Genomic DNA, 12,658 nt, shown 5'->3' with positions numbered 1-12,658 from the left:
TTTTTGCGAAAAGCTTACAAAAAGTACTTCATTGCTCACAAAAAAATCTGAACTGAATACGCTTCAGGTAAAGTTATGTTTTTGCAAAGGTCTCAGCAATTCTTTAGTGTTTGAATTCTAACTCAAAGAGGTAGGCTCCTGGTATAGTCTAAAACTTACCCTTTTGAATTATATTAGAATAAAAGCAACGTTAATTCCATAGGGCAATCATTGTGCAAGAAGATTTAATGGCGTTCTGGGGCGTGGCAGTCGCGATCTTTTCGTTCCTACTCGGCATAAACATAAAAGAAGCATTTGAAAAAAACATAAGTAATCCAAATAGAATAACGGGAATTACCGATGTTATTCTTTTGCTTTCATTATTTGCATGGCTGCTAGCTTACTTATATACCACATGGTTTGAAACAAAAGGGATGAGCATTGTTTTTACCAATGAAAAGCTTAGCAGTCTCGGCGTAAATATCTCTTTTTTGTTAATGGCCTTTTCTCTTGCAGTTTTTTTCGCAGTCATTATTGCATATCACAACAAAATACTTGTTGTGTGCGTGATGGCAATACTTCTGGGTGTAGTAGATACGTATGGAAATTATAATTTAATGGGAGGAATGTTGGCTTTGGCTACACAAGCGTCTTCTGGACAGAACACACCTTTTTGTGCAGAAAAAATATGGTACTACTATTATTTGAAGAATCCACAATTACAGCGAATATTAATATATATGGCAATTGCATTTATCGCACTTATGTTAAGTATTTATCGAGAAAGAATAAAAGACTATATAAATCATAATATCGCCGATAATCTACCCAAGTACCTAATAATTATTGCCATAATACTAAATGAGTCTACTATGCTGTCTTGGCGTATTGAACGTGAAGATGCACTTACCGAGGTCAATAAATCATACTACTTCCAATGGTCACCATATAATGTGATTCAAAAAACAGATGTAGATGATAAAACAGAAAAAGAATGCCCAGTATCTTTTTAACACTCGTCTGAATTTATATCATTAATTCGAAGTGAAATGAATAAGTTACCAATTAAAAATTCTTCAAGCTAATTATTCAAGAGCAATTTCCAGAAATTTCTTCCATTAAAGATGCTTGCAAAAATGTGCTGCAGAGGAGTCTGCTCATGAAGCAGCCATGTTAAGGGTAAGAAATGAGCACACATAGCCTCCTTGTTGTCGTAATCATGTTATCTTTTTGCGAGCAACATTAATTTGTGTAAAAAAAGAGAAAGGAAAATCGATCTCTTTTATGTGAACTATATAGGAATCAAACAAATTGACCTTATTGCAAACTTCTCACCCAAACTCAACCCACACCGGCTGATGGTCTGAAGCATCCGTTTCACTATCAATGCCGTGCGCTTTGAGATGATTCACCAATCCATTGGTAATAAAAACAAAATCGAAGCATTCGGGTCGGTCGACAAAATCTACCGGGTGAATACCTACGGTCGGGGCATGGGTTGTGCCGGGATGCAGTACCGACCAGGCATCGTGAAAGTTCGGTATGCCATCGCTAAATGGAGCAAGAATTTGTGTGCGCTCAGGTGCCGTGGCAGGAAAGTTGAGGTCGCCACAGAGTAATGCCTGTTGCGGCCGAGGAAAAACCTCAAAAGTTCCACCTTGTTCTTCTTGTAAGAATTCGCGTTGCGACATGGCGCAAGCCTCACTATGTAAACGGCGGATAGCGTCGATCTGAACTTCACGCTGGCGCTGCGAATAGTACTCGAGATGCGTGGTCAATACGCGCAGTGGACCGAACTCTGCTGTTACGACAGCTTCCACTAATAAACGCTGCATGCTAGGTGTTGCTGATTCGGCTGGCCAAGGCAACAGATGTCGCCAAACCTGACCAACAGGAAGCCGCGAAAAGATGACATTGCCAAAAAGGCTGCGGCCGCCGCGGCCATCCGGTACATCCGTCGCTATGCCATAGATCGCGGTGTAGCCAGATAATCCGGCCGATAATTCAGCCACCTGATCTTCGCCTTTGCTGCCCGGTAAACCGGGGAAATTAACCGCGACTTCCTGCAGGCAGATAACATCGAAATCGCCCAGCTCATGGATAGTCCGAAGGATACGCGACAAATCCACCCGGCCATCCATACCTCTTCCCCATTGAATATTCCAACTTAACAGTTTCATAATTTTCTCCCTTTTTGATGCCTTCTTGATACGATAAATAACTAACAGCTACTTCATTGGATTGCAATGAATTCATTATGCAAAAATTCAAGCCTTGAGCAAAGAAATGGGTTGATGCGGTTAAAGCAATTATTGCTGACATTAGTGTTATGCATCATCACATCCTTTGCTTCGGCAACCCGATTTGATCATACTATTTGGGATGGATTATTACGGGAACATGTTTATATGATGGATCAAGGACAAACCAGTCGGGTGAATTATTTTGGATTTGCTTCGAACCATGGTCAGTTACACAAATATTTATCCCAACTCTCAGCGGTCAAGGAAAAGGATTTCTCCAGTTTGGATAAATCTGAGCAATTAGCTTTCTTAATCAATACATACAATGCGTTTACCGTGGAAATGATTCTAAGGAGTTACTCTTCAATTGCTACCTTGAGGGCTTATGCACCGGTCAATATCCACTGGAAATCCCGGTTAATTTCCATGTTGAGAAATCAGCGAGAGTTAAAATTTATACCATTATTTGGAAAATTTCTTTCATTGGATGACATTGAAGAAGGAATGATCCGTAGACCGGGCAGTTATGATGAGCCACGCATTCACTTTGCACTCAATCGCGCATCCATCGGCTGCCCGGCATTACTCAACCGGGCGTATAGCGGCATAGAATTGGAACATCAATTGGAAGCAGCGACACGCGCTTTCTTATCGGATCGATCACGTAACCGGTTTAACGAGGAAGCAGAAAGGCTTGAAGTTTCAGAAATCTTTGATTGGTACAGTGAAGATTTTGAACGCAACTGGCAAGGATGGACTGGCCTTGCACAGTTTTTTGCACATTATCGCGATAGCCTCGCTGATACCCCTCACGCTCGCGAATTATTGACGGCTGGAAACCTGGAGATACAATTTCTTGAGTTTAACTGGATGCTCAACGAGAAGCAGTGGTCAGGCTACTAGGCGCGAAGAAACTACTTCCAGAATTTGTAACATAAATGATTTAAAGAATCTCACATACATTTTTGTAATTTAATCAAGGGAGATTAAGCAATGGCTTATAAGGAATATAAAGTTCTGCATGTCGTTGAAGGAGGATTAGGAACAATTTTTCTGGGCGCATCCGGTATCCCGATCAAGCAATTGGAAGTCACTCTCAACAAAGAAGCTGCAGATGGATGGACATTGTTGTTCCAATTTGTTGAGCAAAAGCGTTTTTTGCTATTCTGGAAACGTGAAGCCGTTATTATCACCTTGGCCCGCTAACCGGAATTGCGTGTGCAATTTTCAAATAGAAATGGAAAAAGCGAGTGAAATCGATTGAAGCTGTTCAGGAAGATGAAGAGTGTATCAGGAAATTAGTTCGTGAGTTACCCGATGACAAAAGGTTAATATTTTTCAAACAAACAGAAAAAAATCTGAAAGACCCGGATACTTACGCAACACTGAATTTTTTATTTATTGCCGGCCTCCATCATTTTTATCTCGGCAAATGGATCCGGGGTTTGATCAATATTAGTATATTTTTGACTGGGGTGTTTTTTGTATTTGCGGGCTTTGTAGGTATTGGAATATTGATACTGATAGCCATCAGTGCCGTTGAACTTAAAGCGCTTTTCAAAGCACAGCTCATCGTTCAAGATTACAATAATGGCGTCATGAAAACGATTTACCGTGAAGTAAGCAAGTAATAAATCAGAAAAACTTTAGTTTTCAAAACCTACAGTTCTCAGCTTAAGAGCGCTTACACAAAAAATATTTAATTGGGTCCCACAAACCGTGCTGCATCGATAATCGACCACAAATGAAAAATCCCGCCAATTATTGCAGGAATAATCAATACTGCGAAAAAATAGCCGGTACCTGCAATTGAAAAAAATAAAATTGCCGGTAATATCCGCCCTTGCACCAGTTGTCCTAAACCAGGAATAAAAAAACTACAAACTGCTGCGATTACATTCCCACCAGATCCCTGTCCTGACATCGCTCTCTCTCAATATTTATTAAACTGGCATATTTTACTGAATGTATCGCCATCCGTCTCAGAATGTTGTCGATGATATTTCCGTCCTTTTTCAAGAATTAAAATAAGCAAAAGTTTTTGATTTTTTATTGAATGTTTATTTTTTTGATTCAAGCATCAATTTCTCAGCTTCTTTCAATAAAAATTCCCTGAAAGCATTAGCAACGCTAGAAAGACGCTTATTCTTCCTGTTCACCACATGCCAGTGACGAATGATGGGAAAACCTTGCACATCCAAGATCTTCAGACGATTCGTTTCTAACTCTAATTCCGCACTATGTTGCGACATGATACCCAATCCCATTCCCGCTTGTACTGCCTGTTTAATGGCTTCAGTCGTATCTGTTTCCATGCCTTTATTGATTTTGATTTTATGCTCGGCAAAAAAACGCTCCATCGCACTACGTGTTCCGGAACCGGATTCACGCACCAGAAAAATCTCTTTTTCCAATCGCTTGACAGGTATTTTATGTTCTTGACAGAGCGGATGATCCGGCGGTGCGATGACTACCAATGGATTTTCCATAAAAGATTCACTATCAATATCAAGATCCTCCGGCGGCTGACCCATGATGGCCAGGTCAATCAAATTGTCTGATAGTTGTTTCAAGACGGTTTCACGATTGGAAACGTTTAAACTGACAGTAACACCGCTATACCGTTGACAAAACTTAGCCAGTAGATGCGGCGCAAAATAATTGGCAGTCGTCACCACTGCGATATTCAATTTACCCCGCTCCATGCCTTTTAACTCATCCAATGCAACTTCCATATCCGCTAACTGCTGGGAAATTGCACGGCTGTATTGATACAATTCACGTCCTGCTTCAGTCAGATAAATTCGTTTACCCAATTGCTCAAACAACGGTAAGCTGATGTTATCTTCCAGTTGCTTAATCTGCATGGAAACAGCAGGTTGGGTTAAATGAAGTTCATCAGCCGCACGTGAATAACTCAGGTGCCTGGCAACCGATTCAAACACTTTCAACTGTCGTAAAGTAAGATGTAACATGCATTAGTTCAGTAAAATTCTCATAAATATAACCTTATCATAAATATCAAAATTACTGATTTGTTCTTATAGATAAATAACGCTATAGTACGCTCCATAAATTTGAGTAGTCATGTTTGTTGTTTGTAACGCAATATCCTCTCGTTTCTGTCTGCATTGTTGGCTGGAGTTGAGTGGAATCTAATAGGAGAAAATATCATGGCAGTAAAAACATACAGTGCAGGTGTGAAAGAATACCGGCAAACCTACTGGGAACCAAATTACAACGTTCAGGACACCGATATTCTGGCTTGTTTCAAGATTACACCACAACCCGGTGTGGATCGCGAGGAAGCAGCTGCAGCTGTTGCAGCCGAATCATCAACCGGTACCTGGACTACGGTATGGACCGATCTGTTGACCGACCTGGATTACTACAAAGGTCGCGCCTATCGCATTGAAGACGTGCCTGGTGATGACACATGCTTCTATGCATTTATCGCTTATCCGATTGACTTATTTGAAGAAGGTTCAGTCGTTAACGTATTTACCTCGCTAGTCGGTAACGTATTTGGCTTCAAAGCAATTCGTGCGCTACGCCTTGAAGATGTTCGCTTTCCCATCGCCTTCGTAAAAACTTGCGGTGGTCCTCCCAACGGTATTCAGGTTGAACGTGACAAATTGAATAAATACGGACGTGCGTTGCTCGGCTGCACGATTAAACCAAAACTGGGTTTATCAGCCAAGAACTATGGCCGTGCCGTTTATGAATGTCTGCGTGGCGGTTTGGACCTGACCAAAGATGACGAAAACATCAATAGCCAGCCATTCATGCGCTGGCGGCCACGTTTTGAGTTTGTGATGGAAGCCATCCATAAAGCAGAACGTGAAACTGGTGAACGCAAGGGTCACTACCTGAACGTGACCGCACCAACGCCGGAAGAAATGTACAAACGCGCTGAATTCGCCAAAGAACTGGGTGCACCGATCATTATGCATGACTATCTGACCGGTGGTTTATGTGCTAATACTGGCCTGGCCAACTGGTGCCGTGACAACGGTCTTCTGTTACATATTCATCGTGCTATGCACGCGGTAATCGACCGTAATCCGCACCATGGTATTCACTTCCGTGTATTGGCCAAAGCTCTGCGTTTATCGGGTGGTGACCATCTGCACTCTGGTACCGTGGTTGGTAAGCTTGAAGGTGACCGCGCTGCTACCCTGGGCTGGATCGACATCATGCGCGACAGCTTTATTAAGGAAGATCGCAGCCGCGGCATCATGTTCGATCAAGACTGGGGCTCCATGCCGGGTGTATTCCCGGTTGCTTCCGGCGGTATTCACGTCTGGCACATGCCTGCGCTGGTTGCGATCTTTGGTGATGATGCCTGCTTGCAGTTTGGTGGCGGTACATTAGGCCATCCATGGGGTAATGCTGCAGGCGCTGCTGCTAACCGTGTCGCATTGGAAGCTTGCGTGGAAGCACGTAACCAGGGTGTTGAAATCGAGAAGAAAGGTAAAGAGATTCTGACTGCAGCGGCTAAACACAGCCCAGAACTCAAAATTGCGATGGAAACCTGGAAAGAAATCAAGTTTGAATTCGACACCGTCGACAAACTGGACGTTGCCCATAAGTAAAAGTAGATGTTCCGGTACAAGTTCAGGTGTCTTGTACCGGAAAATTAATTAATCAGGAGTATCATACAAAATGTCAGAAATGTTGGATTACAAAAGTCGTCTCAGCGATCCTACGAGTCGCAAGTTTGAAACCTTTTCCTATTTGCCGGCGATGTCCGACAAGCAAATCAAGCAACAGGTTGAGTATATTGTCAAGAAAGGCTGGAATCCCGCCATTGAGCATACTGAGCCGGAGCATTTGATGGACAACTACTGGTATATGTGGAAACTGCCGATGTTTGGCGAAACCGATGTAGCGCGCATCTTAGCTGAAGCGGAAGCCTGCCACAAAGCCAATCCCAACAATCATGTACGTTTGGTCGGTTACGACAATTTTTCCCAAAGCCAAGGCACATCCATGGTGATATACCGCGGCAAGACAGTTTAGGCAATAACGGGTTTCAAACCCTGAAACCCCCTTCCCCCTTAAACAGGGTTGGGGGTTTTTTTTGACCAGAATTTAGACTTCACTAATATGATTTTCAGATAGGATAATCACCACAGGAACTCAGCATGAGCAACATCATCGACCAATATCGTGTAACCAAAGAACCTTATTACCGTCCTGTAGCGGATGAAGTGGAATTATATGAAGCAGCCTATTCAGTACGCATGCCCATGATGCTGAAAGGTCCCACCGGCTGTGGCAAAACCCGTTTTGTCGAATACATGGCGTGGAAATTAAAAAAACCCCTGATTACGGTAGCCTGTAACGAAGATATGACTGCATCCGATCTGGTTGGTCGTTTCTTATTAGATGCCAGCGGCACACGCTGGCAAGATGGCCCGTTGGCTATCGCCGCACGCTATGGCGCCATCTGCTATCTGGATGAGGTCGTGGAAGCACGCCAGGACACCACCGTGGTTATTCATCCCCTAACCGACATGCGCCGCGTTCTGCCATTGGAGAAAAAAGGTGAGCTTGTCCAGGCACATGAAGATTTTCAGATCGTCATTTCCTACAATCCAGGTTATCAAAGCTTGATGAAAGATTTGAAACAATCTACCAAACAGCGTTTCGGTGCGCTGGATTTCAATTATCCCAGTCATGACATCGAAAGCGAGATTGTTGCGCATGAAACCGGCGTATCCACCGAGGTTGCAGAAAAATTGGTATCGATTGCCGAACGTGCACGTAATCTCAAAGGGCATGGGTTAGACGAAGGCATTTCGACGCGTATGCTGATTTACGCTGGCAGCCTCATCGTCAAAAAGGTGGAAGCCCACGCTGCTTGCCGGGTTGCTCTGGTACGTCCGATTACCGATGATCCCGATATGCGCGATGCATTGGATGCCGCGGTTAGCACTTTCTTCAGTTAAGTACTTTTATAATTTAGAAACCTATCGATTATTCTGTGAAGATAAACAGGGACTCGCATGAGTATTAATTTGGACGATTACAAAGAATTACTGGAAGATCTGGAACCCGAATCGGCTGAATTACTCAGTCATGCCTGGCCTGAGGCCGTCAAAATCTTTTCACCGCGTGGACTGGATAATTATCTAAAAGGTATTTCGGCGCTACGGGGTTTGGGACGCGGACGCAGCCTGGTCGATTGCTGGATCGATGAAACGCCATTGGTTGCAAAAGAAATTGGCGAAGATGTTATCGGCGATCTCGCGACTTCCGTCCTAACGCTCGCTTCGAAAACATCGGGCGCTGTAATTGAATTGGTATTAGCTACCTCTCCCACCGCAGCCAAGCGTCTGGGTGATGCGCAATTATTCCAGAATTACCTGCAGTTTCTGAACACGCTGATCGCACAAGCACCGCGCGGTATTCGCCCGATGCTCAGCAAACTGGACATCCTGTTTGGGCAACTGACTCTAGGCGGTTTGCGCCGCTGGGCGATGTGGGGCGCGCATGCCCATCGCACCGATTATGAGGAGCAAATAAAGTATTTTGGATTGGAATCCAAGGAATCGCTCGCAATTTTACAGAAAGAGCGTAAAGGCACGCTGTTTGTTGACATACAGCGCCGCATCAATATGTATCTACGCGCTCTCTGGGGACGGGATTTTTTCATGAAACCGACTTCCGGAGACTTTGAAACCCGCGAAGGCTATAAGCCGTTTATTGAAAATTATTTCATTCATTTGCCTGATGCTTATGACAATTATGGCGATATCACCGCCACCGAGGTTTATCGTGCCGCAGCCGCGCACGCTGCCGCGCATCTGGTGGAAACCAGAGAACCCATTTCTGCCGAAGGTTTGAATCCGATGCAAATGGCAGTGATCGCTGTGATTGAAGATGCGCGCATCGAAGAACTCGCCATCCGCCGCTTTCCGGGCTTGCGCAAAACCTGGGCTGCTTTGCATAGTGCCACACCGGATATGGATGTAACAATGGGAGATTATCTCAACCGTCTGGCGCGCGCATTGCTAGACCCTGACTATCAGGATTCAGACAACTGGATCGTTGAAGGCCGCCAACTTTTCGCAGACGCGCAGGATAAATTGGACAGCCACAAAATTTCATGGAATATCGGTGTACAACTGACGTATAGCTTCTGGGATAAAAACATTCCCTTCAACATACGCACGGATCAACTCACCGCACCGTATCGCGATGACAATCGCTATTTCTGGGAATTTGAAGAATTTGATCTGAACAAATCACTATCGGCTGGCTATGATGCACCGAAGCAAATCCGCAAATACGTCAATGTGATGGAATTTGCCAATGAGGTCGAGGTGGAAACAGCCGGGGACGATGCGCAGGAAATCTGGGTCATGGGTACCGAGTTCTTCCCTTATGAAGATAACGGTATCTCTTACAATGAAATGGAAGGCAAGGAACCGGTTTCCGCACCCTACCACTATTCCGAATGGGACTACCAGATTCAATTGGAACGCCCTAACTGGGCAACGGTGCAGGAAAAACGCGCCAAGCTGGGCGATATGCAATGCATTGATGAAATTGCCCAGCAATACAAACGAGAAATCGCCCGCATGAAGTTTCTGCTCGACGCCATGCAACCGCAGGGAACGCGCCGCATCCGCAAACTGGAAGATGGCGATGAAATCGATATTAACGCAGCCATTCGCTCCATGATCGACATCCGCATGGGCATGCATCCTGATCCCCGGATCATGATGCGTTCAATCCGTAAGGTACGCGATATTTCGGTATTGGTATTGCTGGATTTATCTGAGTCCACCAACGAGAAAGTCGCCGGACAGGAATATACCGTGCTGGATCTGACCCGCCAGGCGACGGTATTACTTGCCAATGCCATCGATAAAATTGGCGATCCTTTCGCCATTCATGGTTTTTGTTCGGATGGGCGGCATGATGTGGAATATTACCGCTACAAAGATTTTGATCAACCTTATAACGAAATTCCCAAAGCACGGCTCGCCGGTATGACCGGACAACTTTCTACCCGCATGGGTGCTGCCATACGCCATGCCAGCCATTATCTGAAGTTGCAGAAATCATCAAAAAAACTGCTACTGGTCATTACTGATGGCGAACCCGCTGACATTGACGTGCGTGACCCGCAATATCTGCGCCATGACACTAAAAAAGCCGTGGAAGAAGCCGGTCGCGCGGGCATTGCCACTTATTGCATGAGTCTGGATCCACGTGCCGATCAATATGTATCACGCATTTTTGGCGAGCGTAACTATCTGGTAGTCGATCATGTGGAACGCTTACCGGAAAAACTTCCTATCCTTTATGCAGGTTTGACGCGCTAGACTATTGACTTATCATTTGAACACCATAAGGTTCTCAATTGTTGCTGTCTAAGCATAGCGAAGAAACTCAAATCTTAACGGTTGAGAGATTCTTCGCTTTCTAGTCATCCTCAGCTTTCTATCATCTAATGGTTTTCCTTAGCTAATAATAATAGTTTTCCCGGTGTGTATTCTAGCCTTGACTGAGATATAATTCTCATTCGCATTAAAAAACGAAGAAAAAAAACAATATAGCCATGAATTACGAGGAAAAATCGTGGCAAGAAAAGCAAGTGGAGCCTATCTTCTATTTTCCCTAGATCATTTTCTAAACCCAAAAAAATAGTGTCATATCGGCTTTTAACGTTGCCCATACTAGATTCGAAAAAATTGTTAATTCAATTTACATAAATTGTCTCCTTACGGCTACATGAAAAAACCACCGTAAAACATAAAATTAATTAAATTTACTGATTTTTATGTGGCTATGCAGAGATACTCAGATTTTCTTTTCTTATTTTCAAATAAAATATAAGTTTCTGATTTATTATCATAAATATCTTTTTGCATTGCACTTCGTAGAACGAGACTAAAGAGTTTTGCTCTACAAGCAAAAAGCTAAAGCTGCTTTTAAAATAAACTCTTTAAATTCTATAAATCAAAAAATGGAGTCACATTTATGTCTCAAGCAAATGCTTATGAACAATACATGCTGGAACTTATCAATGCTGAACGAGCTAAGGTTGGTGCTCAACCTCTTGCCTTTGATGGTAATCTGAACGAAGCGGCAGAAAATCATAGCAGCTGGATGATCGCAACCGATACTTTCTCTCATACAGGCGCAGGTGGATCGAGCGCTGGTGATCGTATGGAGGCAGCAGGTTACACATTTTCTGGTTCTTGGACCTGGGGAGAAAATATCGCTTGGAGGAGCACCCGCACACCATCTGGTCTGGTAGACGAAGTAGAGCAATTGCACACCTCGTTGATGAATTCATCTGGCCATAGAGCCAATATCTTAAATGACAATTTCCGTGAAATTGGGGTTGGTCTAGAGGTCGGTTCGTACAAAAGTTACGAAGGCGCCTTCGTCACGCAAGACTTTGCCCGGACTGGAACTAATTCTTTTCTGACTGGTGTTGCATTTGACGACCTGGATGGGGATAAGCGCTACGATATTAATGAAGGATTGGGTAGCTTCGCCGTCAGTGCAAAAAATAATACAACCGGCGCCATCACAACGGTACAGACTAGTCCGGCGGGGGGTTATGAATTGACTCTCGCTTCCGGAAACTATACCGTCAGTTTCTCTAGCAACGGATTTACTACAGCGCAACAAGTCAGCATCGGCAGCAAAAATGTAAAGCTGGATCTGATCGATCCAACTACCACCAGTAACCCAAGTAATCCAACACCTAACACGATCTCTGGCACATCAGGTTCAGATACGTTGAGTGGAACTTCTGGCGATGATGTCATTTCTGGGTTAGATGGCTCGGATAAACTCTATGGTTCCGCAGGCAATGACAAAATTGATGGTGGCAGCGGTGACGACAAACTATGGGGCAACTCAGGGACAGACACTTTAACAGGTGGAACAGGTAAAGATATTTTGGTATTTAATGCAAAATTAGTTGGTACTGTCGACAAAATTACCGATTTTACTCCGGTCGACGATGTCATCTATTTGCAAAACGCTATTTTTACCAACCTAACTACTACAGGCACGCTCAACGCTGCTGCTTTCTACATTGGTACGCAAGCACACGATAGCACGGATCGGGTCATTTACAACGCACAAACTGGCGCTCTCAGCTATGACGCCGACGGTATCGGTGGCGCAACTACCCAGCAGTTCGCCCAACTAACCGGTGGACTTGTCCTGACCAATGCAGATTTTTATGTTGTTTGATTAAGTTGAAACTTTAATTCAAGCTGCAGGGCAGGATGCATCCATAAAGACAATATGCTACTGAAGATATTCTCTTGATTAGATAGCTAGAGATCACCCAGTACGTATAAAGCTGATGATCAAATTTCATCATCCCCCGAATCATCGATAGCAAGAAGCAGAGCAATAAAGGACAAGCGCCACTTTTTTACATTATTTAGTCATCC

Annotated in this window: 12 protein-coding genes; 9 read left to right on the top strand and 3 right to left on the bottom strand. The window is 44.0% G+C overall.

Translation table 11 applies throughout. The features are described 5' to 3' along the window. Positions 1 to 212 precede the first annotated feature (212 nt). The gene (locus BM021_RS05085) at positions 213 to 992 is read left to right on the top strand and encodes a hypothetical protein (RefSeq protein ID WP_143074296.1); all 780 of its coding nucleotides are present in this window, start codon (positions 213 to 215) and stop codon (positions 990 to 992) included. 318 nt (positions 993 to 1,310) lie between these two features. Here the strand turns inward: BM021_RS05085 and BM021_RS05080 are convergent, their stop codons facing one another. Beyond that, a complete protein-coding gene (locus BM021_RS05080; RefSeq protein ID WP_090719547.1) occupies positions 1,311 to 2,159 on the bottom strand; it encodes an endonuclease/exonuclease/phosphatase family protein in 849 nt (282 codons plus the stop codon). Between the two features lie 66 nt (positions 2,160 to 2,225). On the opposite strand from BM021_RS05080, the gene BM021_RS05075 reads away from it, so the two are divergent. From BM021_RS05075 to BM021_RS05065, 3 genes are all read left to right on the top strand, one after another. Then, positions 2,226 to 3,125 carry a DUF547 domain-containing protein gene (locus tag BM021_RS05075; protein WP_090719544.1) on the top strand — a complete coding sequence of 300 codons (900 nt, stop codon included), beginning with the start codon at positions 2,226 to 2,228 and terminating at the stop codon, positions 3,123 to 3,125. Between the two features lie 90 nt (positions 3,126 to 3,215). Then, entirely contained in the window at positions 3,216 to 3,428 is a 213-nt protein-coding gene (locus tag BM021_RS05070) for a DUF4177 domain-containing protein (protein ID WP_090719542.1), read from the top strand. A gap of 44 nt (positions 3,429 to 3,472) precedes the next feature. Continuing rightward, on the top strand, positions 3,473 to 3,853 hold the full coding sequence (locus tag BM021_RS05065; protein ID WP_090719540.1) for a TM2 domain-containing protein: 381 nt from the start codon (positions 3,473 to 3,475) through the stop codon (positions 3,851 to 3,853). Between the two features lie 68 nt (positions 3,854 to 3,921). On the opposite strand, the gene BM021_RS05060 is transcribed toward BM021_RS05065, so the two are convergent. Together BM021_RS05060 and BM021_RS05055 are read right to left on the bottom strand one after the other, a co-directional pair. Continuing rightward, positions 3,922 to 4,146 carry a hypothetical protein gene (locus tag BM021_RS05060; RefSeq protein WP_090719538.1) on the bottom strand — a complete coding sequence of 75 codons (225 nt, stop codon included), beginning with the start codon at positions 4,144 to 4,146 and terminating at the stop codon, positions 3,922 to 3,924. Between the two features lie 136 nt (positions 4,147 to 4,282). After that, entirely contained in the window at positions 4,283 to 5,197 is a 915-nt protein-coding gene (locus BM021_RS05055; RefSeq protein ID WP_090719536.1) for a LysR family transcriptional regulator, read from the bottom strand. Positions 5,198 to 5,395: 198 nt separating this feature from the next. On the opposite strand from BM021_RS05055, the gene BM021_RS05050 reads away from it, so the two are divergent. The 5 genes from BM021_RS05050 (at position 5,396) to BM021_RS05030 (ending at position 12,452) form a co-directional block, all read left to right on the top strand. Continuing rightward, on the top strand, positions 5,396 to 6,817 hold the full coding sequence (locus tag BM021_RS05050; RefSeq protein ID WP_090719534.1) for a form I ribulose bisphosphate carboxylase large subunit: 1,422 nt from the start codon (positions 5,396 to 5,398) through the stop codon (positions 6,815 to 6,817). A 70-nt stretch (positions 6,818 to 6,887) separates the two neighbouring features. Then, entirely contained in the window at positions 6,888 to 7,244 is a 357-nt protein-coding gene (locus tag BM021_RS05045) for a ribulose bisphosphate carboxylase small subunit (protein ID WP_090719532.1), read from the top strand. 125 nt (positions 7,245 to 7,369) lie between these two features. Continuing rightward, entirely contained in the window at positions 7,370 to 8,176 is an 807-nt protein-coding gene (locus BM021_RS05040; protein ID WP_090719530.1) for a CbbQ/NirQ/NorQ/GpvN family protein, read from the top strand. 57 nt (positions 8,177 to 8,233) lie between these two features. Further along, positions 8,234 to 10,561: a nitric oxide reductase activation protein NorD gene (locus tag BM021_RS05035; protein WP_090719528.1), complete on the top strand. Its 2,328-nt coding sequence runs from the start codon at positions 8,234 to 8,236 to the stop codon at positions 10,559 to 10,561. Between the two features lie 658 nt (positions 10,562 to 11,219). Beyond that, complete coding sequence (locus BM021_RS05030) at positions 11,220 to 12,452, top strand: CAP domain-containing protein (RefSeq protein ID WP_090719526.1); 1,233 nt, start codon at positions 11,220 to 11,222, stop codon at positions 12,450 to 12,452. Positions 12,453 to 12,658: the final 206 nt, after the last annotated feature.

The organism is Nitrosomonas sp. Nm166 (assembly GCF_900112825.1).
Lineage (GTDB): Bacteria > Pseudomonadota > Gammaproteobacteria > Burkholderiales > Nitrosomonadaceae > Nitrosomonas.
This window is presented reverse-complemented; position numbering and strand designations above follow the sequence as displayed.